The sequence below is a fragment of the Tuberibacillus sp. Marseille-P3662 genome (genome assembly GCF_900178005.1).
Classification (GTDB): Bacteria; Bacillota; Bacilli; order Bacillales; family Sporolactobacillaceae; genus Marseille-P3662.
This window is the reverse complement of record NZ_FXBS01000006.1, coordinates 609,979-632,685: the sequence shown is the minus strand read 5'-3', so window position 1 is coordinate 632,685 and position 22,707 is coordinate 609,979. Positions and strand designations below refer to the sequence as shown.

Annotated in this window: 26 protein-coding genes and 2 pseudogenes; 5 read left to right on the top strand and 23 right to left on the bottom strand. The window is 42.1% G+C overall.

The window, feature by feature from the left end:
* Positions 1 to 22: 22 nt before the first annotated feature.
* The 19 genes from B9Y89_RS11725 to B9Y89_RS11635 all read right to left on the bottom strand — a co-directional run bounded on the left by B9Y89_RS11725 (position 23) and on the right by B9Y89_RS11635 (position 13,268).
* On the bottom strand, positions 23 to 910 hold the full coding sequence (locus tag B9Y89_RS11725) for a polyprenyl synthetase family protein (RefSeq protein WP_303393580.1): 888 nt from the start codon (positions 908 to 910) through the stop codon (positions 23 to 25).
* A complete protein-coding gene (locus B9Y89_RS11720; RefSeq protein WP_085523407.1) occupies positions 907 to 1,152 on the bottom strand; it encodes an exodeoxyribonuclease VII small subunit in 246 nt (81 codons plus the stop codon). Before B9Y89_RS11720 ends, B9Y89_RS11725 begins: the two co-directional genes overlap by 4 nt.
* Positions 1,149 to 2,501: an exodeoxyribonuclease VII large subunit gene (gene xseA, locus B9Y89_RS11715; RefSeq protein WP_085523406.1), complete on the bottom strand. Its 1,353-nt coding sequence runs from the start codon at positions 2,499 to 2,501 to the stop codon at positions 1,149 to 1,151. Before xseA ends, B9Y89_RS11720 begins: the two co-directional genes overlap by 4 nt.
* Positions 2,502 to 2,506: 5 nt before the next feature.
* Positions 2,507 to 3,361, bottom strand: coding sequence for a bifunctional methylenetetrahydrofolate dehydrogenase/methenyltetrahydrofolate cyclohydrolase FolD (folD, locus tag B9Y89_RS11710; RefSeq protein WP_085523405.1), 855 nt, complete (start codon positions 3,359 to 3,361; stop codon positions 2,507 to 2,509).
* 24 nt (positions 3,362 to 3,385) lie between these two features.
* Entirely contained in the window at positions 3,386 to 3,778 is a 393-nt protein-coding gene (gene nusB, locus B9Y89_RS11705) for a transcription antitermination factor NusB (RefSeq protein WP_085523404.1), read from the bottom strand.
* 143 nt (positions 3,779 to 3,921) lie between these two features.
* Positions 3,922 to 4,356, bottom strand: coding sequence for an Asp23/Gls24 family envelope stress response protein (locus B9Y89_RS11700; protein WP_441351482.1), 435 nt, complete (start codon positions 4,354 to 4,356; stop codon positions 3,922 to 3,924).
* A gap of 18 nt (positions 4,357 to 4,374) precedes the next feature.
* The gene (gene accC, locus B9Y89_RS11695) at positions 4,375 to 5,730 is read right to left on the bottom strand and encodes an acetyl-CoA carboxylase biotin carboxylase subunit (RefSeq protein ID WP_085523403.1); all 1,356 of its coding nucleotides are present in this window, start codon (positions 5,728 to 5,730) and stop codon (positions 4,375 to 4,377) included.
* A gap of 14 nt (positions 5,731 to 5,744) precedes the next feature.
* Positions 5,745 to 6,248 carry an acetyl-CoA carboxylase biotin carboxyl carrier protein gene (gene accB / locus B9Y89_RS11690; protein ID WP_085523402.1) on the bottom strand — a complete coding sequence of 168 codons (504 nt, stop codon included), beginning with the start codon at positions 6,246 to 6,248 and terminating at the stop codon, positions 5,745 to 5,747.
* A 123-nt stretch (positions 6,249 to 6,371) separates the two neighbouring features.
* Positions 6,372 to 6,899 carry a SpoIIIAH-like family protein gene (locus tag B9Y89_RS11685; protein ID WP_085523401.1) on the bottom strand — a complete coding sequence of 176 codons (528 nt, stop codon included), beginning with the start codon at positions 6,897 to 6,899 and terminating at the stop codon, positions 6,372 to 6,374.
* Between the two features lie 2 nt (positions 6,900 to 6,901).
* Positions 6,902 to 7,576, bottom strand: coding sequence for a stage III sporulation protein AG (gene spoIIIAG, locus B9Y89_RS11680; RefSeq protein ID WP_085523400.1), 675 nt, complete (start codon positions 7,574 to 7,576; stop codon positions 6,902 to 6,904).
* The gene (gene spoIIIAF / locus B9Y89_RS11675) at positions 7,563 to 8,225 is read right to left on the bottom strand and encodes a stage III sporulation protein AF (RefSeq protein WP_176222198.1); all 663 of its coding nucleotides are present in this window, start codon (positions 8,223 to 8,225) and stop codon (positions 7,563 to 7,565) included. Before spoIIIAF ends, spoIIIAG begins: the two co-directional genes overlap by 14 nt.
* An 11-nt stretch (positions 8,226 to 8,236) precedes the next feature.
* Positions 8,237 to 9,418, bottom strand: a complete 1,182-nt coding sequence (spoIIIAE, locus tag B9Y89_RS11670) for a stage III sporulation protein AE (RefSeq protein ID WP_085523398.1) — start codon at positions 9,416 to 9,418, stop codon at positions 8,237 to 8,239.
* 16 nt (positions 9,419 to 9,434) lie between these two features.
* On the bottom strand, positions 9,435 to 9,824 hold the full coding sequence (spoIIIAD, locus tag B9Y89_RS11665; RefSeq protein ID WP_085523397.1) for a stage III sporulation protein AD: 390 nt from the start codon (positions 9,822 to 9,824) through the stop codon (positions 9,435 to 9,437).
* A 15-nt stretch (positions 9,825 to 9,839) separates the two neighbouring features.
* A complete protein-coding gene (gene spoIIIAC, locus B9Y89_RS11660; protein ID WP_085523396.1) occupies positions 9,840 to 10,043 on the bottom strand; it encodes a stage III sporulation protein AC in 204 nt (67 codons plus the stop codon).
* 13 nt (positions 10,044 to 10,056) lie between these two features.
* On the bottom strand, positions 10,057 to 10,572 hold the full coding sequence (gene spoIIIAB, locus B9Y89_RS11655; RefSeq protein WP_085524714.1) for a stage III sporulation protein SpoIIIAB: 516 nt from the start codon (positions 10,570 to 10,572) through the stop codon (positions 10,057 to 10,059).
* Positions 10,572 to 11,495: a stage III sporulation protein AA gene (spoIIIAA, locus tag B9Y89_RS11650; protein WP_085523395.1), complete on the bottom strand. Its 924-nt coding sequence runs from the start codon at positions 11,493 to 11,495 to the stop codon at positions 10,572 to 10,574. The genes spoIIIAB and spoIIIAA overlap by 1 nt, the downstream gene beginning before the upstream one ends.
* A gap of 156 nt (positions 11,496 to 11,651) precedes the next feature.
* Positions 11,652 to 12,209: an elongation factor P gene (gene efp / locus B9Y89_RS11645; protein ID WP_085523394.1), complete on the bottom strand. Its 558-nt coding sequence runs from the start codon at positions 12,207 to 12,209 to the stop codon at positions 11,652 to 11,654.
* 26 nt (positions 12,210 to 12,235) lie between these two features.
* Positions 12,236 to 12,667 (bottom strand): type II 3-dehydroquinate dehydratase, encoded by a 432-nt coding sequence (gene aroQ, locus B9Y89_RS11640; RefSeq protein ID WP_085523393.1) that lies wholly within the window; start codon positions 12,665 to 12,667, stop codon positions 12,236 to 12,238.
* Positions 12,668 to 12,737: 70 nt separating this feature from the next.
* The gene (locus B9Y89_RS11635) at positions 12,738 to 13,268 is read right to left on the bottom strand and encodes a YqhR family membrane protein (protein WP_254901239.1); all 531 of its coding nucleotides are present in this window, start codon (positions 13,266 to 13,268) and stop codon (positions 12,738 to 12,740) included.
* Positions 13,269 to 13,604: 336 nt separating this feature from the next.
* Here B9Y89_RS11635 and B9Y89_RS11630 point away from each other — a divergent pair, with 336 nt between their 5' ends.
* Positions 13,605 to 13,997, top strand: a complete 393-nt coding sequence (locus B9Y89_RS11630; RefSeq protein WP_085523392.1) for an SA1362 family protein — start codon at positions 13,605 to 13,607, stop codon at positions 13,995 to 13,997.
* 43 nt (positions 13,998 to 14,040) lie between these two features.
* On the opposite strand, the gene B9Y89_RS11625 is transcribed toward B9Y89_RS11630, so the two are convergent.
* Entirely contained in the window at positions 14,041 to 14,934 is an 894-nt protein-coding gene (locus tag B9Y89_RS11625; protein ID WP_369596729.1) for a patatin-like phospholipase family protein, read from the bottom strand.
* Between the two features lie 219 nt (positions 14,935 to 15,153).
* On the opposite strand from B9Y89_RS11625, the gene B9Y89_RS19055 reads away from it, so the two are divergent.
* Genes B9Y89_RS19055 through aceA form a run of 3 tightly spaced genes read left to right on the top strand, consistent with a single transcriptional unit; the run spans position 15,154 to position 18,209 of the window.
* A complete protein-coding gene (locus B9Y89_RS19055; RefSeq protein WP_176222158.1) occupies positions 15,154 to 15,303 on the top strand; it encodes a hypothetical protein in 150 nt (49 codons plus the stop codon).
* 19 nt (positions 15,304 to 15,322) lie between these two features.
* Entirely contained in the window at positions 15,323 to 16,930 is a 1,608-nt protein-coding gene (aceB, locus tag B9Y89_RS11620) for a malate synthase A (protein ID WP_085524712.1), read from the top strand.
* Positions 16,931 to 16,934: 4 nt separating this feature from the next.
* Positions 16,935 to 18,209 carry an isocitrate lyase gene (gene aceA / locus B9Y89_RS11615; protein ID WP_085523390.1) on the top strand — a complete coding sequence of 425 codons (1,275 nt, stop codon included), beginning with the start codon at positions 16,935 to 16,937 and terminating at the stop codon, positions 18,207 to 18,209.
* A 94-nt stretch (positions 18,210 to 18,303) separates the two neighbouring features.
* Here aceA and mntR read toward each other — a convergent pair whose 3' ends face one another.
* The 3 genes and pseudogenes from mntR to B9Y89_RS11600 all read right to left on the bottom strand — a co-directional run.
* Positions 18,304 to 18,732 (bottom strand): transcriptional regulator MntR, encoded by a 429-nt coding sequence (gene mntR, locus B9Y89_RS11610; protein WP_085523389.1) that lies wholly within the window; start codon positions 18,730 to 18,732, stop codon positions 18,304 to 18,306.
* Between the two features lie 336 nt (positions 18,733 to 19,068).
* Positions 19,069 to 20,196 (bottom strand): annotated as a pseudogene (locus tag B9Y89_RS11605) (vitamin B12-dependent ribonucleotide reductase); the annotation flags it as partial.
* A gap of 252 nt (positions 20,197 to 20,448) precedes the next feature.
* Positions 20,449 to 21,888: pseudogene (locus tag B9Y89_RS11600) on the bottom strand (vitamin B12-dependent ribonucleotide reductase); the annotation flags it as partial.
* 396 nt (positions 21,889 to 22,284) lie between these two features.
* On the opposite strand from B9Y89_RS11600, the gene B9Y89_RS11595 reads away from it, so the two are divergent.
* Positions 22,285 to 22,665: a rhodanese-like domain-containing protein gene (locus tag B9Y89_RS11595; RefSeq protein WP_085523386.1), complete on the top strand. Its 381-nt coding sequence runs from the start codon at positions 22,285 to 22,287 to the stop codon at positions 22,663 to 22,665.
* Positions 22,666 to 22,707: the final 42 nt, after the last annotated feature.

Here is a 22,707-nt window from a genome sequence, read left to right as displayed (position 1 = left end):
GGAATGAGTCATTTCACTTATTTTAATAATCTCTTTCAACGATATAATACGCTAATTCCTGTAATCGCCTAGGAAAAGGGACATTCGCCTCTTGGAGACTATGAAGGGCTTTCTCAATATAGTGATCTAACTTAATTTTCGTTTCTTCAAGTCCTAACAATTTCGGATACGTGCTTTTTTCGTTGGTCACATCACTACCAACTGATTTTCCTAAGGTACCTTCTTCACCCTCAACATCCAGAATATCATCCCGAATCTGGAAGGCGAGCCCAATATAACGAGCATACGACATCAACGCCTTTTGTTGCTCATAAGCGGCGCCGGCAATTTTGGCACCGGCCTCAACAGCAAAAGCAAGCAAGCGTCCGGTTTTTCGTTGGTGAATGCTTTCAAGCTCTTCTAAAGTTAGCACCCTGCCTTCTGCGGATAAATCATCGGATTGTCCACCAACCATACCAGCAGGTCCCGCGGCATGGGCCAATCCCGATACGAGTTGGGTTCTGAGGATCGGTGATAATTGGTCTTCGTTAGCCAGACATTCAAAACTATAGGTTAACAAAGCATCTCCAGCTAGGGTTGCCGTTGCTTCACCAAACATCTTATGGTTGGTCGGTTGACCCCGTCTTAAGTCATCGTCATCCATGGCTGGCAAGTCATCGTGAATCAAAGAGTAAGTATGAATCATTTCTAAAGCGCACGCCGGGGCGAAGCCTAAATCACGGTCTTTACCAAACGCCTCAATCACAGCCAATAGAAGAATCGGGCGTAACCGTTTGCCCCCGGCTTTAATTGAATAAATAATTGCATCCTTTAAAAACTGTGGAGCGTTCATGCTTTGTACAAAGGCGATTAAGTTCGTATTCACTGTATCTCGCTCTTGTCTTAAAAAAACAGATAATGATTGTGTCACTGTGCTTCGTCTCCCTGAACATTGAATGGCTCCATACGCCCATCATCCTTAAGGATTTGATCCATTTGCTTTTCAACTTTTTCCAAGCGAAGATGGCATTGTTTTGATAGCGTCATCCCTTCTTGAAACAATTGAATCGCTTCTTCCAAAGGGACATCATTTTCTTCAAGTTTTTGAACGATAGTTTCAAGCTTATCCATCGATTGTTCAAATGTTAATGTTTTTTGGTTTTCATCACTCATGAATCATCCTCCTCTTCTATGCCCCATACTTGGCAGTCAGCCATACCGTCTTGAAATTTCACACGAACAGCTTGTCCAGGCGCAATCTTTTTCACGCTCTTAACTAGGTCGTCATTTTCATTATAAGTTAGTGTGAACCCACGTGCCATCACATTAAGCGGACTGTACGCTTGTAATTGCCGGATATGATTATTCAGTTCTGTCGCTTTTGTCTGTTGAATCACTTTCATATTACGGTTTAGCCGATTCATATATTGTTGTAGGGTTCCCCGTAAATGCTTGATTTGCTCTTCTGGGTGATGTTTGTTAATTAACTGTTCAGAACGGTTCAGCGCCTCCCGGTTGCTTCTAACATGATTCCTTGTGTGTAAAAGCAACCGTTCCATGGAATGATCCAGATCTTGTTCTTTTTGTCTGACCAATTGAGTCGGATATTTAAAAGCATAAGATTGTCTTAAGCGGATCAGTCGTTCCTTTTCCCGGCTGATTTTTTGATTCATAGCTGTGAATAAGCGGTTAACACGGTCATTGATCCGTTCCTGAATATCCTGTATATGTGGGACAACGAGTTCACCGGCTCCTGTCGGTGTCGCTGCCCGGACATCGCTGACGAAATCGGCAATCGTATAATCTGTCTCATGCCCGACGGCGGAAATAATGGGGAGTAACGATTGATAAATCGCCCTTGCCACACTTTCTTCATTAAATGCCCATAATTCTTCAATGGATCCCCCGCCTCTTCCCATAATAATAACGTCGGCGCATCCTAATTGATTGATTTTCGCAATCGCTTGAACAATTGATGGAGCGGCATACTCCCCTTGGACATGGACGGGAAAAACTGTTATCCGGGCAGCGGGAAACCGGCGTTTAATAGTCGAAAACATATCGCGTATGGCAGCACCCGTTGGAGATGTTACGACAGCAATTTCTTTGGGATACGATGGTAAAGGTTGTTTCAAAGCTGGATCAAACAAACCTTCCGTTTGCAATTTCTTTTTTAACTGTTCAAAGGCCAGATATAAATTGCCAATCCCGTCCTGCTGCATGTCTTTAATATAAAATTGATATTGCCCGTAAGGTTCATACACCGATACATCACCATGAACAAGAACCTTCATACCGTTCTCAGGCTTGAATGGGAGCCTCCGGTTATTTCTTGCAAACATAACCGCTGAAACCCGTGACCCTTGGTCTTTCAAAGTCAGATACATGTGACCGCGGCTGTGATGTTTAAAATTTGAAATTTCCCCACGTAGCCAGACGTCTTTCAAATGGCGATCATTTTCCAAACGGCGTTTAACATACCGGGTCAGTGCCGAAACGCTAATGTACCGACGTTCAACCATAACCGTTACTCTCTCCAGTTACGAGCAGACTTAATAGTATTATGTAAAAGCATCGTTCTTGTCATGGGTCCGACGCCTCCAGGGACAGGCGTAATGTAAGAAGCCTTTTCTTTAACAGCTTCAAAGTTAACGTCTCCAACGAGTTTGCCTTCCTCATTTCGATTCATACCAACATCAATAACAACCGCATCATCTTTGATATCCTCAGGACCGATTAATTGGGCCTGTCCGACAGCAACAACAAGAATATCCGCTTGTTTCGTAATGGCAGACATATCCTTGGTACGGGAGTGACAGTAAGTGACGGTAGCATTATTTTGCAGAAACAACATACCGGCGGGTTTGCCGACAATGTGACTTCGACCCACAATCACAACATGGCTGCCTTCAATTGGAATCTGCTTGGATTTGACCATTTCAATAATTCCTGCTGGTGTACATGAATAAAACGTTTCTTTTCCAAGTAGCATTTTACCGACACTGACAGGATGAAAACCATCTACATCTTTTTCAGGGTTGATGGCATCAATGACTTTATCCTCAGAAATATGCTCTGGTAATGGCAGCTGAACTAGAATCCCATCAATGGCATCATCATTGTTATACTTATCAATTTCATCTAATAACGTCTGTTCGTCAACTGTATCTGGTAATGTTTTCAGTTCAGAATGAATCCCAACCTCTTTACAATCCTTGACCTTCCCTTTGACATAGGAATGTGATGCTGGATGATCACCGACAAGAATAACGGCCAGACCAGGTGTAACGCCTTCTTGATTTTTTAATGCTTCAACTTCTGCCTTCATCTCGTCACGTTTTTCTTGCGCCAGTTGTTTCCCATTAATTAGTTCACCACTCATATGGACTCCCCCAAATCTTCGTAATTATTCATGATGATTGTTTGCGACTTTAGATAAAATGCCATTGATAAATTTATGCGCGTCGTGATCGCTAAACTTTTTGGCTAATTCGACGGCTTCATTAATGCTGACACCTGCTGGAATATCGCCGAAATAACAAATCTCACAAATAGCCAAGCGCATAATTGTTCGATCCATCTGACTTAATCGATCGAACTGCCAATGAATGAGATAATTTTTGATCAATGCATCGATTGTGTCACGGTGTTCGATCGTCGTTGTTAGCAATTCTTTTATAAACGGTTCAGACGTCTGCTGGGCATTGACATTGTCTAACGCCTCATGAATGCCCGTATCATTCAATGTAATATGGAACAACGCTTGAACCGCTTTTTCACGAGCCTCTCTTCTCTTCAATCAATAACGTCCTTTCACTATCCTTCTCATGATGATAATAGCACAATGGTTAGGGTCTGTTAATGATATTGTTTGTGTTAATATCAGCTTATCCAACCATGTTAAAAAATAAAAAAATCAAAGGGAAATAACCCTTTGATTTTTTACTGGTTATCCGTATAGTCATGGTCAGGTTTTGGTTCAAAAACAACTCCAACCACATGAATGTTAATGCCTTGAACTTCAAGAGCTGTCATGGTTCTGAGGGTCTGTTCAATGTTTTCTTGAACTTGCTGAGCGACTCTCGGTACAGAAACACCATATTCCATGTGGAGTTGAACGTCAATAAGGATGCCCGAATCTGTTAAATCCACTTTAACACCTTTACCGTGATTCTTCCGACCAAGGCGCTCAGCAACACCGGTGGCGAAACCGCCATGCATAGCCGCAACACCTTCAATTTCCGTTGCAGCAATCCCAGCAATGACTTCGATAACTTCCGGAGATATCTCCACTTTTCCTAAGTCATTCTCATTATCATCCATTTCAAACATGGGCGTATCGACTTCATAATCTAACGGTTGTTTCTTTTCATCCATCATAGTCACCTCCCGATATTAATCCACATCTTGCATAATTGCGTGGTTCTCAAGAAATGTCGTATTAAAATCACCACTAACAAACACAGGATGGTTAAATAATTGTAAATGGAAAGGGATCGTTGTTTTGATACCGTCAACAACACATTCTCCCAGAGCCCGTTTCATTTTCGCTACTGCTTCATCCCGTGTTTTTCCGTGAGTAATGACTTTGGCCACCATCGAATCATAATAGGGTGGAATCATATAACCAGGATAGACAGCAGAATCAACACGTACACCCGGTCCACCAGGCGGCAAGTAAAGATTGACATGTCCCGGCGACGGCATGAAGTCCTTATACGGGTCTTCAGCATTGACCCGGCACTCTATTGCCCAACCGGTAAATGTAACGTCTTCCTGACTAAAGCCCAACTGTTCACCATTAGCAACACGAATTTGTTGTTTGATCAAGTCAATACCCGTGACATATTCCGTGACAGGATGTTCAACCTGAATACGTGTATTCATTTCCATAAAGTAAAAATGACCTTCATTGTCATAAATAAACTCAATCGTTCCTGCACCGGAATAGTCAACTGCTTTAGCGGCCCGAACAGCTGCCATCCCCATTTCTTCACGCTTATGGTCATCAAGCGCCGGTGATGGTGTTTCTTCAACTAGCTTTTGCAAGCGCCGTTGAATGGTGCAATCTCGTTCACCTAAATGGATCACATTTCCGAAGTTATCAGCTAAAATTTGAATCTCAACATGACGAAAGTTTTCAACGAACTTTTCGATGTAAACGCCTGGGTCACCAAAAGCTGTTTCGGCTTCTTTTTGTGTAACATTGACACCTTTTCGCAGCGATTCCTCATCGCGCGCCACGCGTATACCTTTACCACCACCACCAGCTGTTGCCTTAATAATAACCGGGAATCCAATTTCGTAGGCAACACGCACTGCTTCATCTTCAGAGGACACAACACCCTCAGATCCAGGGACAACGGGAACCCCAGCCTCCTTCATAGTACTGCGGGCCACATCTTTAACCCCCATCTTACTAATCGCTTCAGAGCTAGGTCCAATGAATGTAATCTTGCATTCCTGGCACAATTCCGCGAAGTCGGCGTTTTCCGATAAAAAGCCATAGCCAGGGTGAATAGCATCAACGCCTGTTAGAGTTGCGACACTCATAATATTAGTGTAGTTCAAATAACTGTCTTTTGATAGCTTAGGACCAATACAGTAAGCTTCATCTGCCAGTTGAACATGTAAGGCGTCGCGATCAGCCTCAGAATAGATGGCGACAGTCTCAATATCTAATTCTCGGCAGGCCCGGATAATGCGAACCGCAATTTCGCCGCGGTTAGCAATCAATACTCGTTTTATCATAGCTAACGTACCCCTTATTCCGGTTTTACTAAAAATAGCGGTTGACCGTATTCAACTAATTGGCCATCATCAACAAGCATTTCAACGATTTCACCCTTCACTTCGGCTTCAATTTCGTTAAAAAGCTTCATCGCTTCGATTATACAGACAACCTTGTCTTCAGAAACTTTGTCGCCTTCTTTAACAAATGGATCCGCTTCTGGTGATGAGGCGGCATAAAATGTTCCGACCATTGGCGATTCAATCTTATGTAAATGAGTCGTATCATCTGATTGCTGGTCAATGGTTTCATTTTGCGTTTGGGGTTGACTCTGAACCGACGCTCCCAAATCAGCCGTTTGAGCTTGTTGTTGTATGGGTTGTTGAACCGGCATTTGCTGCGAAGGAACTTGAACAACATTCCCTTCCAAAGTCTTTTTCATTTTTATGGTAGATCCATCGTGTTCATATTCAAATTCATTAATAGAGGAATCATCAATTAGGTTGATGAGTTCACGAATTTCCTGGATCTTTAGCAAGCCAAAGCACTCCTTTTTGACAATTAAGCTCTGATATCGTGTCCATTATATCATAACTTTTATCTCTATGTGATAATTCCTTTTATCCGTTAATGATAAAAAAGAGCTGTTAAGAAACAGCTCTTATTTTCGAACGACTTTAACAAGTTTTTCCGATCCCAAATATTCATTTGACTTACGCATAATGGAGTTGGCTTGTTTCTTGGATAATTGTTTACTATTAACATAGACTTTTATGTTTTGGCCTTGAGTGTCAACAACGGCATCGGAAAACCCTTGATTAACGACCCAATCTTCTAATAATGTTTCCTGACGTTCAGTTGTTTTAAGAGTTTCCAAATTGGCTTTAGCTTCGCTGACTTTTGTGGCTGAATCAGAACCGGTGATGGTGTTCTGATATTGTTGAGCCTGTTCGTTCCGACGATCCACTTTTTGATTCTCAAGTTCAGCTAACGCTGAATCAGCTTCGATGCTTGAAGTGACATCTTTGCTATTACTTTGTCCATCTTTTGAAGCTGTTTCCGTTTGTTTTTCCCCATCATCAGCTGCCAATTGTTCTCCTGTTCCAGGTGTCGTTACATAATACACCGAAAGCACAACGATTAGACTCAACATCGTTAATAACCATACTGTTTGTTTTTTCAAAACCATTTTTATTCCTCCTTAGACTTTCCTGGGGTTACTTCTACATTATATGAAGGTACTCGAAGTACCGATGTCACAGTATTGATGATCCACGTCCGCACTAATTTGTTATCCGCACCGTCAGCAACAACCGCTACACCGCTTATTTCCGGACTTTCCTTCGTTACAAGAATCGGCTGTTTGCCATTCTTGCCATCCTTAAAGACAACTTGGCCATTATTTTGCTGTTCCTTTATCGTTCGCTCACCGCCATCATTGTCTGTCTCCACTGTTTTTTGTTGTGATGAATCCTCGTCTTTTTCGTAGATACTTTTCTTTGAACTACCTAACCACACCATGACATCAACGTCGGAAACACCTTGAATTTTTTTCAAGAAATCTTCTAGTTGATCTTCTAAATCCGAGGCGTAGGCTTCCATCGACTCTTTCTCCTTCGATTGACTGCTATGGTTCATCGCCGATGATGCCTGATCGTCAGAAGGCGTTTGGCTAACAGGAACAACATCAGCGGAATTCTCTTGGCCCCCTCCAGATGTGAAGAATTCTGAAAGGATCATCATCCCGACCCCAACGGCTAGTAACAGAATTAACATCTGGAATTTTGATCGCTTTTTGACGGGTTGGTCGCTCTGACCTTCAAAAAACGTTTGTTTCAATTTATTAAGGAGATCACCCGGTGTCATCCGCAGATTCGCCTCCTTCCATATAAACAGTCACTTGATCAGCATCCATTTCCCATTTTTTAGCGATAAACCTTGAAGCCTCTTCCTTGCTTTGCCGATCTTGTTTATCAGAAGCTTGACCGTCTTTTGACGATGTCTCTTTCTTTGTTGACACTTGGATATGATCAACAGGATCAACAGCATTCATTTGGTCCGATTGCTCTCTCGTGTCTGCTTCCTTGACATATACAGTGGCATGTTCAACCGGTTGTTGCCCATTTTGTTGCTTTTTTTCAGAGATTTGCAGATCAATATTTGTAATTGCTAAACCATAATCTTGTATCAACTCCTCCTGAACGTATTGCTTCATTTGGACAGCCGTTTGATTCTGAGTATATTCAGCTTGTTCTGATTCTATTACTCTTTTTTTCATTTTTATTGATTCCTGTATCTCTGATGTCTCTTTAGTCTTCGCCATTTCGTCAATAATTTCGCTTGGCTGAATCTCAAATAGTTTCATAATCGGACTGAGCAGTGCCAAAACGATAATTAATGACACAACCATCTTGACGTATTTCTGAAATGCATTATTCGGCAGTAACAACTCTAATACTATCGCCAAAAGAATTAAAAGGACGATTTCGGTTATCCATTGATATAGTACATCCAAATCAAGACCTCCTAACGAACCATAATTGATAGATTGCCGGATGCGATAATGATTGTGATGGCGAGAAAGAACATGATAGATACAATCGCTAGAGCTGCAAAAATAAATAGCATACTTTTGCCGATAATTGACAGACTCTCAATAACTGGGCCACCACCAAGAGGTTGTAAAATGGCAGCAGCGAGATTATAGATCAGGGCTAACGAAAATACCTTAATAGCCGGGAACGCGACGATAAATAATAAAATGACTAACCCAAAAATACCCACCGTATTTTTGACAATCATTGATGCACTGATGACGGTATCTGCAGCATCTGTAAACATTTGTCCTACGACGGGGACAAAATTTCCGGTCACAAATTTAGCTGTCTTGACCACAATCCCATCGGATATCGCCGTCGCAGCCCCTTGAACAGATAACACACCTAGGAAAATGGCAAAAAAGACCGCGAGCGTACCGAGGGCAATATTGCGAAGCAGATTCCCCAAATGCGTCACTTTATAATGCTCGGTCATTGTACTTATGATTTGAAGCAGGACGGACATAAACAATAAAGGTAAAACAAATTGACCAATCAACCAGCCACTGGCATTAATTAAAAATATAATAAGCGGATGAAAAAAAGCGACAGATGTGACTCCACCGCTGCTGGCTATCAAGGCTAATACCATTGGCAATAAGGCGAGTAAAAAGTGACTCATACTATTAACAGCTTCCATTGTGTAATCAATTGCCACTCTAAAACTGTTCAACGTCAAGATAATTAACACCATGTAGACAACAGCATAAGCCACTTTCGATACCGCCTGTTGCTCAAAAGCATTTTGCAATGTTTGTAAGAGAACAGCGACCACTGCGAGAATGATTAATGTTCCTAAGAGTTTCCCATTAACAAGCAGCTCATGGAAAAGATAACGAACCAACCCTAACATCCAGTCTTTAATGAGACCTTGCTTGTCCGCTTTAAAGAAATCTATTAAGTCCATATTTTTACTTTCAGGCAAGAAACCCTCGTATTGGGTCACGACTTTATTCCAGTAAGCTTTGATCTCCGATGTATCCAAGTTCTTCAACTGCTCGTCCACCCATTGATCGGTCAAATTTTCAGCACTGACCTCCTCAGGTATTAATAAAATGATAATTAACGAGATAGCTCCGATGGCCATCAGCCTTTTTGTCCAAAGCCGCATGAAGGTCACGCCCCATTTATTCAGGAATTAATCCAATGACAGTTTTAATGAGTGACGTTAAAATTGGAATTGCCATAACCAAAATCAACACCTTACCAGCTAACTCAATCTTAGAAGCAATCGCATTTTGACCAGCGTCTTTTGTAATTTGGGCCCCAAATTCTGCAATATAAGCAATACCGATAATCTTCAGTATTGTCTCTAAGTAAACCATGTTAAGGTCCGCGTTGATGGCGATTCGCTCAATCATACGGATAACCATACTTATTTTACCCACTAAAAAAGATAAGATGGTCACACCAAAAATGACCAATAACAGAAAAGCAAATAATGGCTTTTGCTCTTTGAGGATCATAACCAAAAACGTTGCACTAATTCCGAGTCCTATAATCTGCAGAATTTCAATCGGTCGTCACCCCTATCATTGAAACAGAAATACTCTGCGAATCTTCTCAAACAAATCAGCAATATAAGTTGAGATCATCGCTAAAATGATAATAAAACCAATAAGCGTAACCCACTGAGACCAGTCTTCTTTCCCCATTTGCTTTAAAACGGTCTGAATCATGGCAATGATAATCCCAATCCCAGCAATCTGGAAGATGGTATCAACATCAAATGACATGGGTGAACCCTCCTTAGAACAGCAGTAGCACCAATAAAACGCCCGATAAAAACCCCAAACTTTTGGTCATTTTTTCATATTTAAGTTGAATATCTTTGGCTTCTTGCTCTTCTCTCTCAAGATGTGATAGTGTTAAGCGGATTTGTTTCGTTTGATTATCAGAATCGTGTTTTCCCAAAGTTGACCCAAATTGCAGTAAAATTTCTTTTTCTGTGTTTTTTAAAGCTGTATGTGGCCAAAAGGCTTCAAGGGTTTGGGCCCAGGCATCTTCTGCGGTGGACCGCTCTTCGTCCAACCGTTCAGCAAAATTTGCAAACATACGTTTGACAGGAGAGGGAAGCTGTTTGGCAATGGTCCCAGCTGCTTCACTAATCGGTGTTAAACTATAAACAATTTCTGATTCAAGAGACTGTAAGGCTGTACGAATTTGTCTAAGCTGTCTGGGCCGATCGCTGTATTGCTTAGCTAATATCCAACCAATTCCGCTTGTTGTGCCAATGATGATGAGCGCACCCAAAAATTTTAGCATCATGGATGCATCACAGCTTGAATCGGTTTGCCCTCTGCATTTAATAGCTGTTTGATTTGTCCCGGACGCTGCCTCCGGTTTAACTCTATGAATCTCGTGAAAATCTGGTGATGAAGCAATGGTTGTATCAACGGTCGTTTCGCGATGTCTTCAAAATCTTGACCATGGACAGTCGCCATAACACTCACACCAGCATTGAGTGCTTCCAACAAGGCATTCGTATCCTCTTGGCGGCCAATTTCATCAACAATTAGCACGTCTGGACTCATTGACCGGATAAGCATCATCATCCCTTCAGCCTTTGGACAAGCATCGAGAACATCTACCCGCGGCCCTAATTGATTTTGTGGAATGCCCTTTAAGCACCCCGCAATTTCGGACCTTTCATCCACAACGCCAACTTTTTTTGCTGGGATACCTGCTTGTCCTTGACTAATGATTCGGGCCAAATCCCTAAGAAGCGTAGTTTTTCCCGCTTGTGGTGAACCAATAAAGAGAGCACTATGCCACTTACCACCAGAACATAATTTTGGAACTAAATGATCAGCGGCACCAATGGTCTGACGAGCAACCCGGATATTGAAGGAACTTATATCGCGAATCCTTTTCACTTTTCCATGTTCCATTATTACCCGTCCGGCAAGGCCGACGCGATGTCCACCTTTGATGGTGACGTAGCCTCGTTTTAATTCCTCTTCTAGTGTATACAATGAATATTCACTCAACCGGCTGAGTAATTGCTCCGCCTGTTTCTTATTAAAAATGAGATCTTCTCGTGGATAGAACGATCGATGATTCATAATGATTTCCACAGGTTGGGAGATTCTCAGCCGAATTTCTTCTATGTCACTTTTGTCATCCATGATATAAGGTCCTAATGCTTGGCTAATGTCGGAAGGCAGAACGGCCATAATGCGTTCCATAGCTTAACTCCTTCTAAATGAGAATCAATGCTTATATCAAATGTATATTCAGACTCGGACAGGTTATGCCTATGAACCCTTTAGTTGTAGACACATTTTAGACAAAAAAATACCCTTCAAGGTTATAACCTTGAAGGGTATTTTTTTAGCCATTTTTTAGGCCCGGGAAGTGTAACTTCCCGTTCGAGTATCAATGACAAGTTCGTCACCTTCGTTAACAAATAACGGAACGCTGACAACATAGCCGGTCTCTAAAGTTGCGGGCTTGGAACCGCCAGACTGAGTATCCCCTTTAAGTCCTGGCTCAGTTTCCGTCACTTTTAATTTAACCGTATTCGGCAAATCAATGCCAATGGTTTCATTTTCATAAGTTTGAATTTGAACTTCCATATTTTCTTTTAGATAGTTTAACTCATTCTGAATTTGCGACGCTTCAAATTCTATTTGTTCATAATTATCCAGATCCATAAATGTGTGAACATTACCGCTACCATATAAATACTGCATTTTCCGGGTTTCTATATGAGCACGGTTAATTTTTTCACCAGCACGAAATGTGCGTTCTTGGATGGCGCCTGTTCTTAGATTCCTAAGTTTTGAGCGGACAAAAGCGGCGCCTTTTCCAGGCTTAACATGCTGAAAATCAACGACAGACCAAATGCCTCCCTCAACTTCAACCGTTAAACCTGTTTTAAAATCATTAACTGAAATCATCTCTATTCCTCCTTCTTAATAACAAGTTAGCTCATACGACGTAAATAATCCAGTGCGAGGATATACCCTTGAAAGCCGAAACCAACAATCTGTCCAGTTACAACGGGAGCTATTACAGAATGATGTCGGAACGATTCGCGTTTATGTATGTTAGATATATGGACTTCAATCACTGGTATATCGGTACCAGCGATAGCATCACGAATCGCATAGCTATAATGGGTAAAAGCGCCCGCATTCATAACAATCCCATCATAGTCTGATTCAGCTTGTTGCACCCAGTCAATCATATCCCCTTCATGATTGGATTGCCGACTTGTGACCCTAAATTGTTGATTTTGACCATATTGTTTGAGCTGTTGATCCAAGTCCTCTAACGTGTGATGGCCGTAAATATCTGGCTCGCGACTGCCTAGCCTATTCAAATTTGGACCATTAATAATAAGGAAATGCTTCATCAAAATCACGCCAAAAAAGATAGAATGTTTTCCATGAACATTCTACCACAGGGGACACACGTTTGAATAGTTATTTCGACGACTGCGCCCCAGACTTCTCCTCTTTAGCAGCTTTTTCGGCATTAGAGGTCGAAACTAAATCAAACGAAATGGAATAACCCACAAACAGCCCCCATAAAACATATAAACACAAAGTAGTTGAAATCGTATTAATACCGAGATCAGTAACGTAAGGTAAATCCGGAATCCAAGGTTGTAATATGTAAAAAACGGCCACCCATAACGCCAGTCCGAAAAATATACTCACCCACATGTTCTTAACCCTGCCAAGCGTAAATTTATAAATAAAGGCCAAGATCACTGAGATCACACAGAGTGCCAATAATCCCCACCATTGACCGGAGGTACCTTCTTTTATATTTCCAAGGGCAAAGGGTTCGAGAGTTAAGGCCGGACCAAATTTTGTAAATCGAAACAGATAAACCAGATAACCAATTAGTCCCCATATGATGCCGCCAAATAAGCCTATTAAAACAACCCTACCGTTTGTCGTTAATTGATGCTCATCTTTATTTTGTTCTAATCGTTTTTGTTCCGCCAATACAAACACCTCCTTTTTTAAGCATGCCCAAACAGACCATAAAACTTTCATAAAAACGTGTATATGTTTCATTTATTGGGAAAAATAATAAATAACAATTCACTTATCAGCAACCTCAGGTTAAGATATGTTAGATTTCTGAAGTTGGATGCTTTAAAATATAATTTAGCATGACCCACCCTAATTGAGGTGGCCCTTTTCGGTATGAAACATTTAAATTTTCATCTGAGGTTTATGAAAATAGGATGTTGCTATTGTAACAACGACGCAGGAGAGAGAAACTTGGGAACAACACAGATGAATAGACAGTTTGATTGACCCAGGGAGGTGAACGGCTTGAGACGACCTTGGACGAAAACGATCGTTTATACGCTTATGGTTCTTGGACTTTTAGGATTGGTTTCGACACTTATAACCCAACCAGGGACAATTGCAAGACAACTAATGATAGCTGCCATCTTTATTGGAGCTGGCTACCTCATCTATCGATTCATGTCGTCGAAACGACGTGATCAGCATACAAGCGGCTACCGTCGGGCAGTGAAACAAACAAAACAAAGACAAAAGCGAGAAAAATCAGCTCGACCAACCCCTTCCCATTTAAAAGTGATTCAAAGTAATGCCACGAGACACCGTCAACCGATGAATCAGTTTAACAGTCGCGAGTCTCATCATTTGACAGTGATTGATGGCAAAAAGAAAAAACGTCGCAAACGGATGTTTTTCTAGCCTCTACACGATATAAAAAAGCGAACCCGAATGGTTCGCTTTTTTAATACGTCCATCTTTTAAAAAATTGTTTAGCGCGTTCCCGACCAATATCCATCAACTGTTCTTGATCCTCTTTCGTTAATTTAAAATCAGCGGTCTCATATTGATCAACTGGCAGAAAAATAATGTTCGATGCAGCATACTTAGAAATATATTTGGTGTCATGGGCCTCCTTCATTGTTTCAAATAAACCGTGAAACAAATCAACGGCATTCTTAATTTTTCTCGACTTGAAGTATTGTTGTTTTGAACTCAGTTGGAGGCCTAAAAATGGCCGAAGCGGCAAATCCTTTTGTTCATCAAAGATCCAAACTGGAAAGTTGCTTAACACCCCGCCATCCACAAGCACACATTTCTCCGCTTGCTGATTATAGAGAGTAACTGGTTCAAAGAAGAATGGTAAACTACAACTAATTCGAATCGCTCTAGCTACTGAAAATTTCAATGGATCAATACCATAGTCAACTAAATCATCTGGAATAACGACCATTTTTCCTCTTGTAAGATCAGAAACAACGATTTTTAATGTATCAGGAGGTAAATCGGAAAACGATTCAATCCCTTTCTGTTTCAATAAATCGCGGACCCAGCTTTCAAAAACATCGCCTTTATATAATCCCATGCGCCAGTACAATGTTAACCATTTAAAAAATGGGAAACGAAAAAATGATGTTTTGTTGTCCATAAATAATTTTGGCTGCAAATCTTCCATATGTTGCTTAATATCATCGCTGTCATAGCCTGCAGCAAGTAAAGCTGCAATGATAGAACCTGCACTCGTACCGGCCAATCGCGCAAAACGAAAACCAGCCTTTTCAGTGACTTCCAATGCACCGACAAATGCAAAGGCTTTAACCCCGCCGCCGGAAAATACCCCATCAATCCACACGACCATCTCCTCCTCTACTCTTAGTTAATGAAAGAGAAGCAAAAAAAGTCGCTGTCTATTGTAAAATTGGGCGCTAATGATATATCATGCTGGTCTTTTGATCGGTCAAAAGACCTATTTTTTATTTTTTTAGATTTTTTGTTGAACATTCCACTTCGACTGTTATATCATAATTATTAATTAATTCATCTGTTTTATAACAGATGAATGGTAGGAGGTGTTTATATGAATTGCAGACATTGTGATGGACATGGTGATATGACTTGTCCATATTGCCAAGGGAAGACCGCATATCTACAGGAGGAATGTCCAACATGTGACGGTTATGCCACGATCGAGTGTTCTTACTGCAGCGGAGCAGGAATCATTGATTAAAGAAAATAAGGAGGTCCTGATGTTGGAAGAAACAAAACCAAATCATGTATCGGTAACAACACGGGTAGAATATGGCGATGAGATTTTGACACCTGAGGCCTTGACCTTTATTCAGACCCTACATGAGCGTTTTGAAGGACGTCGTAAAGAGCTGTTGAAAGCTCGAGAAACACGGCAGCAGCCAATCGATAACGGACACTTACCGGATTTTTTACCAGAAACAAAAGCAATTCGAGATGGAGACTGGACAATCGGAGACATTCCCCATGACCTTAAGGACCGACGTGTGGAAATTACCGGACCGGCTTCCGATCCGAAAATGGTCATCAATGCATTAAATTCAGGTGCCAAGGTGTTCATGGCTGATTTCGAAGATGCGATGTCACCTCATTTTGACAATGCCGTACAAGGACAGATCAATCTCAAACAAGCCAATCAAAAAACGCTTAACCTAACAGGGGCCAATGGAAAAGCATACACATTAAATGATAATACCGCCGTTTTACTCGTTCGCCCGCGCGGCTGGCATCTTGAAGAACACCATTGTCTCGTAGGTGGTGAAGTTGTCTCAGGCTCACTATTTGATTTCGGATTGTATGTGTTTCACAATGTCCGCCAGCTATTAAACCAGAATACCGCACCCTACTTTTATTTGCCTAAGCTAGAAAGTTATATGGAAGCCGAGCTATGGGATGATGTGTTCACATTGGCTGAAGATTACTTCAATTTACAGAGAGGTACGTTTAAGGCTACGGTCCTCATTGAAACGCTTTTTGCTGCCTTCCAGGCGGACGAAATCCTTTATGCTTTAAAGGACCATATTGTCGGTTTAAATTGCGGACGTTGGGATTATATTTTCAGTTATCTTAAAGCTTTTCATCAGCAAAAGGATTTTTTACTTCCAGATCGTTCGCAAATCACCATGACCGTCCCTTTTATGCGTGCTTATTCTCTATACGTCATCAAGGTCTGCCATAGAAGACATGCATCAGCGATTGGCGGAATGGCAGCACAAATACCCGTTAAAAACGACCCTGAAACCCATCAAGCGGCTATCCAAAAAGTTATCCAAGATAAAACACGCGAAGTCCAAGATGGCCATGACGGCTCATGGGTCGCTCATCCGGGATTAGTTCAGCCGGTGAAAGATGTTTTTGATCAAAACATGCCGGAACCCAATCAAATTGAGCGCCAGCGCGAGGATATCCATGTGACGGCCGATGATATGATTGAAATCCCTGAGGGCATCATTACAGAAGCAGGCCTTAGAACAAACATCAGTGTCGGTATTCAGTATATTGAGCATTGGCTACACGGTCAGGGCGCCGTTCCCATCAACCATCTTATGGAGGATGCGGCCACCGCTGAAATCTCTAGAGGACAGATTTGGCAATGGGTGCATCATCCCGATGCTTGTCTACCAGATGGAACTGAAATCACCCAGGATTTAATCAGACAGCTAACTGACGAAGAAATGAAGAAAATTGAGCAAAACATCGGTGACGAACGCTATCAGAATGGCCGGTTGACTGAAGCCCGACAACTTTTTGAACAGCTAATTGAAACCGAGACGTTTATCAATTTTCTAACTTTACCTGGTTATCATTATTTAAAAAATGAGGAGTGATTCGATGAACCGTCAAGATCAAGTCCAACAATTAATAGAGGAATGGGAGACAGCGGAACGTTGGAAAGGCGTAGAGCGTCCTTATACTGCCGAAGATGTTGTTCGTCTAAGAGGCTCAGTTATGATTGATCACACGTTGGCAAAAAGAGGATCTGAACGTCTATGGCAACAACTCAATCAAGAAGACTATATTAATGCATTAGGTGCTTTGACAGGTAATCAAGCGGTGCAACAGGTTAAAGCCGGCTTGCAGGCCATCTATCTCAGTGGTTGGCAAGTGGCGGCGGATGCCAATCTCTCCGGCCAAATGTACCCTGATCAGAGTCTTTATCCAGCTAACAGTGTACCGTCCGTCGTCAAACGCATCAATCAAGCCTTACAACGGGCGGACGAAGTTGAGGCTGCGGAAGACCAGATGACCCGAGACTGGTTTGCTCCAATTGTTGCTGACGCCGAAGCAGGTTTTGGCGGCAAACTGAACGTCTATGAGCTAATGAAAGCGATGATTGAAGCAGGCGCAAGCGGGGTTCACTTTGAGGATCAATTGGCTTCTGAGAAAAAGTGCGGCCATATGGGCGGAAAAGTGTTAGTCCCAACGAAGCAAGCGGTAGAAAATCTGATTGCAGCCCGACTCGCCAGTGATGTTTTGAATGTTCCGACCATTTTAGTGGCGCGGACGGACGCGAACGCGGCACGTATGATCACAAGCGACATCGATCCTTACGACCATGAATTTATGACCGGTGAACGTTCCAACGAAGGTTTCTATTACAGTAAAGCAGGCATCGAGCAGGCGATTGCCCGCGGTTTGGCCTATGCCCCATTCGCTGATCTAATTTGGTGTGAGACATCTGAGCCTAATCTCGAAGAAGCTCAGAAATTTGCGGATGCCATCCATCAAAAGTATCCTGGAAAGCTGCTAGCCTATAATTGTTCACCTTCATTTAACTGGAAGCAGAAATTAAATGATCAAACCATAGCTGAGTTCCAAAAGGCATTAGGTGAGATGGGCTATAAATTCCAATTTATCACACTTGCCGGTTTCCATGCCTTAAATCACAGTATGTTTGATTTGGCGAGAAAATATAAAAAGACCGGCATGACTGCTTACGCTGAACTGCAACAGGCTGAGTTTGCGAGTGAAGCGCATGGGTACACAGCCACAAAGCATCAGCGCGAAGTCGGTGCCGGTTACTTTGACGAGATATCTGAAATTATATCACAAGGAGAAAGTTCAACCAAGGCTTTGGTCGGTTCAACGGAAATTGAGCAGTTCTAAAATAACAGAAAATAGCCGGGCAATGCCCCGGCTATTTTAGTCTTTTTAAAACATCATTGAATCATTAACTAAAACCGCCAAACTGGCGGTTTGATTATAGCTCTTCTTCATTTTTTTCTTGAATGTCGCGTAAATCGCTAATCCGCTGTTCGTCCTCCTCAAAGTACTGAACAAGATCACCGATTCTGTCTATGGCATCCCAACTTAAGTGATGTTCAATCCCCTCGACGTCTGCATAAATCTTGTCTCGATGGACACCGATAATTTTGAGAAAATCTTCAAGCAGTTCGTGTCTATAAACGAGTCGTTTTCCCAATTTCCGGCCCTTGGGTGTCAACATAAAACCACGGTATTTTTCGTAAACAAGATAAGTGTCTTTGTCAAGCTTCTGAACCATTTTGGTTACGGATGAGGGGTGGACTTCCAAAGCCTCTGCAATGTCAGAGACACGAGCATATCCTTTTTCTTCAATCAATAAATAAATGCGTTCAATATAGTCTTCCATACTGGGTGTTGGCGACATGATGTCCCCCCTAACGTCTTACAATAAGGCTGTCCTCTAAAAGATGTTGCTTTTGCATGGAGCAAAAACTACTATACACGCTCTGAGCAGCCCGAATACACGTAGACTCCTGCGGGAAGTGCGAGATACGCAAGGCCCCACAGGGCCATGCCCGAGGAGACTTGCCACTCGCCCGCGGAAAGCGAAGTGTATTCGGGATACGGTCTAAATAACAACAGTCTAAAACAGCCTACAATAACAACATAATAAAATCATACAATACTTGATAGCTTGAGACAAGCATGATCAACCATAATAACAAGAAGAAGCGGCCCCACTAGGACCGCTTCATCAACCTTATAATCCGCATCTCAACTGAGCATTGCAGTTCGTGCATGTATTACATCCACCAATTTCTTCAACCGTCCCTTGACGGCAAACAGGGCAAGTATCGCCAACCTCATTGCCATAGGTGACATCGGTTTTCTCAAGTTCATTAATGGTATCTAAAATCACGACTTTATGGTCGTCCTCATCTTCCGATGGTTCCGTCGATGCTTGTTCATCGGTCATATTTTCTTCGGCTTTGAGCGTCAATACTTGCGAATCACGGCTACCGTCAACATAGACGGTGCCGCCCTTGGCTCCGCCGTTATATAAACGCTCATAAACGGATTTGACCTGATCAACCGTATAACCTTTTGGCGCATTCACCGTCTTACTAATGGAGCTGTCCACCCAACGTTGAATGACACACTGTGTATCCGCATGAGCTTCTGGCGTCATCGTCATCGCTGTGACAAACCAATGCGGCAACTGATTAGGATCCGCATCCGGATGTTCATCAAGATATTCTTGAACAATGTCCGCTTTAACCTCAATGAATTTGCCAAGCCGACCACTGCGGAAGTATGAAAATGAGAAATACGGTTCCAAACCTGTGGATACGCCGACCATGGTCCCCGTGGATCCTGTTGGTGCTACCGTCAACAGATGCGAATTGCGAATACCGTAGGTTGCAATCCCTTCCTTAACGTGGTCCGGTAGCTGGCTGACATAACCGGTATTAACAAAACGTTCCCGTAGTTCACTTGTCGCCTGCTCGGTTGCACCTTCAAGAAACGGAAAGCTGCCTTTTTCTTTCGCTAACTCAATCGATGTTTCATAAGCGGTAACCGCCATCGTTTCAAAGATTTGATCAACCAATTGGTTACCATCTTCAGAACCATATTCGGTTTCACAATAAATCAGCAAATCATGAAGTCCCATAACGCCTAAACCGACCCGGCGTTCACCAAGTGCCTGAACGCGGTTTTCTTCTAGGAAGTATGGTGTCGCATCAATGACATTGTCTTGCATACGCACGCCAACACGGACCGTTTCCTTAAGTTTAGCAAAGTCGACGGTTTTCGCATTGTGATCGGCCATTTGTGCCAAATTAACAGCGGCCAAATTACAGACAGAATAAGGTGCTAACGGTTGTTCCAATTATGTTATCGTACGGCTTTTTATCCGTACTTCTTGCACTTTAATCTTCGTGCAAGTTCGGCATATCTTTTCAGTAGGCTTAACTACTGCCGCGGCCTCTTGGGTAGATTATATTCTGACTAAAACAGTTTCACTACCTATGCTCTGCCCCTGACTAATCTGTTAAGACTAGCCTTCGGTTCGGATTCCCAATCTCAGGGTTCCCGCTTCATTCCACGGTTTTTTACGTGAGGCAAACTAGGCTACCTTACCACACGGATTCGTCGCAACGACTTTTTGGCCGTACGCTGTTGCATTTGTTTTGTCATTGGCATTATCAATAAAGAAAATGCCAGGTTCAGCGGAATAAGTTGCACAGATGTTGATCAAATTCCATAGTTCCCGAGCCTTTATAGTACGGTACGTCCGGACCTGATAGCCTTGGTGTTCCCAGTCGCGAACATCGCCGCATTCTTGCCAATTGTCATTATAAGCTTGCATGTCTTCTGCGTTATAATTTTCAACGTCAGGGAAGCGCAGGTAATGATCACCATCATTCTCAACAGCTTTCATGAACTCGTCCGTCAAACAAACGGAAATGTTAGCACCCGTGAGAAATTCCGGATTATTAACGGTGTAAGTGCCACCAGTATTTAATTTATTTTCGGCTTCTTTGATCGCCTGATCATCAAAACCGCCTTGTCCAGGAAAGTTTTTATAATTCAGGATGCCTTGATACATCGCTTCTTCCGTTTGCGTTAACGGTTTAAAATTCAACTTCTCCTTTGCTGCCTGACGGATTTGTTCGTCATTGGTATTTTCCAATAGATAGCGTAAAATCCGCGGATTCTGCATTTTCGAGATAATAAAATCAATAATATCTGGATGCCAGTCCGCCAACATAATCATCTGCGCCCCACGGCGACTGCCGCCTTGCTCGACAAGATGCGTGAGCTTGGCAATGTCATCAAGCCATGAGACAGAACCGGAAGACTTGCCATTAACACCGCGGGCTAGCGTATTTCTTGGCCGGAGGGTTGAACCATTCGTACCCACACCGCCGCCGCGACTCATGATTTCCATCACTTTCTTGCGGTGTTCCGCGATGCCTTCGCGTGAATCTTGGATATATGGCATGACGTAACAATTAAAATATGTCACATCTGTATCAGCACCGGCACCGTATAATACTCGTCCAGCTGGGACAAAGTTTTGATTGACCAGTTGTTCATAAAAACGCTCGAATGAGGCCTGCTGCTTTTCCGGGGATGTTTCCACTTCGGAGAGCCCGCGGGCATTACGTTTCGCAATTTGCTCATAATATATCTCGAGCGGTTTATCGATCACATCTAAAGGACGCGTCGCAACACCGGATGCCTGTTCTTCTTGTTCATCCAAGGCAACACGGTGCTCCTCATTTATCAAAACACTTGCTCGATTATGTTCCCAATCAATGGATTGAATGACACCCAATCCCCGGGCTGGAAACTTCGGATCATTTTTAACAGTTAAAACAACAAAGTCTCCGATTTTGAATGTTTTCTTCCCCGTATCCTTGAAAGCATACCGATCTAGCATAACTAAGCGAGAGACGCCCTCTTGCGTTTGTTTCATATCATCTGTGATAGGATACACTTGCGGAAACAGTTCAATGTCCCGATTTAATTGTTCTTGATTGACCGATAGCGGTTCCTGAACGGTCACACTCATGACATGCCCTCCTTATAACTCTTATGTATATATATTAACTTTTAAAACGATAGAATACAATATATTGTGATTTAAAAAACAACCAAAGTACTATATATTGTTATTCGACCAAACTTGCCGGCAAATGTCAATTCACAAATCATCTAAAAAAAGAAGATAAAAAGAGAGATTAAGAGATTTCGTAACAAAAGATGATTATTTTCAAGAATTTTGTCCGTTGCGTTTCTTTCGATTGTCAATTGCCTTCGCCAATCAGCATTTTTAACTATAGCATTCTATTAATCACAATTTCAATCCATCTATTTTGGTGATTGTTGGCTTTAAAATTAATGAATATCAAGTTATAATAAATCATGGATGTTATTTCAGTTTATTAATATAAAGGGGTATAGCAACATGCAGTGGATTTTTCCAATTGTCGTCATTGTGGCACTTATACTTTATGTATTAGGACGTCAGCTCTATCAGAAAACATTTCTAACAACCTTAACCGAAGAAGAGTTTAAACAGGATTACCGGAAAGCACAATTGATTGATGTTCGTGAGCCTAATGAGTTTGATGGCGGACACATTCTAGGAGCAAGAAATATCCCCATGACACAAATGAAAATGCGGAAATCTGAAATTAGAAAAGATAAGCCCGTTTATCTTTATTGCCAAAGTGGGATGCGAAGCGCACGCGCTGCCAATATGTTGAAAAAAATGGGCCATAAAGACATCTACCAGCTTAAAGGCGGTTTTAAAAAGTGGACCGGAAAAGTTAAGAAAAAGAAATAGATCTTTCAAAAGAACAAGGCTACCCAGTTCATTCTCTGGATA

Coding starts and splice junctions, on each gene's coding strand:
- spoIIIAA (WP_085523395.1), bottom strand. CDS start 11,495: ATGGAACGCATTATGGCCGTTCTGCCTTCCGACATTAGCCAAGCATTA.
- B9Y89_RS19055 (WP_176222158.1), top strand. CDS start 15,154: ATGAATTGCAGACATTGTGATGGACATGGTGATATGACTTGTCCATAT.
- spoIIIAC (WP_085523396.1), bottom strand. CDS start 10,043: ATGTCATTTGATGTTGATACCATCTTCCAGATTGCTGGGATTGGGATT.
- B9Y89_RS11595 (WP_085523386.1), top strand. CDS start 22,285: ATGCAGTGGATTTTTCCAATTGTCGTCATTGTGGCACTTATACTTTAT.
- aceA (WP_085523390.1), top strand. CDS start 16,935: ATGAACCGTCAAGATCAAGTCCAACAATTAATAGAGGAATGGGAGACA.
- accC (WP_085523403.1), bottom strand. CDS start 5,730: ATGATAAAACGAGTATTGATTGCTAACCGCGGCGAAATTGCGGTTCGC.
- efp (WP_085523394.1), bottom strand. CDS start 12,209: ATGATTTCAGTTAATGATTTTAAAACAGGTTTAACGGTTGAAGTTGAG.
- aceB (WP_085524712.1), top strand. CDS start 15,323: ATGTTGGAAGAAACAAAACCAAATCATGTATCGGTAACAACACGGGTA.
- B9Y89_RS11685 (WP_085523401.1), bottom strand. CDS start 6,899: ATGGTTTTGAAAAAACAAACAGTATGGTTATTAACGATGTTGAGTCTA.
- B9Y89_RS11625 (WP_369596729.1), bottom strand. CDS start 14,934: ATGGTCGTGTGGATTGATGGGGTATTTTCCGGCGGCGGGGTTAAAGCC.
- spoIIIAG (WP_085523400.1), bottom strand. CDS start 7,576: ATGACACCGGGTGATCTCCTTAATAAATTGAAACAAACGTTTTTTGAA.
- spoIIIAE (WP_085523398.1), bottom strand. CDS start 9,418: ATGCGGCTTTGGACAAAAAGGCTGATGGCCATCGGAGCTATCTCGTTA.
- aroQ (WP_085523393.1), bottom strand. CDS start 12,667: ATGAAGCATTTCCTTATTATTAATGGTCCAAATTTGAATAGGCTAGGC.
- mntR (WP_085523389.1), bottom strand. CDS start 18,732: ATGTCGCCAACACCCAGTATGGAAGACTATATTGAACGCATTTATTTA.
- spoIIIAB (WP_085524714.1), bottom strand. CDS start 10,572: ATGCTAAAATTTTTGGGTGCGCTCATCATCATTGGCACAACAAGCGGA.
- B9Y89_RS11720 (WP_085523407.1), bottom strand. CDS start 1,152: ATGAGTGATGAAAACCAAAAAACATTAACATTTGAACAATCGATGGAT.
- folD (WP_085523405.1), bottom strand. CDS start 3,361: ATGAGTGGTGAACTAATTAATGGGAAACAACTGGCGCAAGAAAAACGT.
- xseA (WP_085523406.1), bottom strand. CDS start 2,501: ATGGTTGAACGTCGGTACATTAGCGTTTCGGCACTGACCCGGTATGTT.
- B9Y89_RS11700 (WP_441351482.1), bottom strand. CDS start 4,356: ATGGATGAAAAGAAACAACCGTTAGATTATGAAGTCGATACGCCCATG.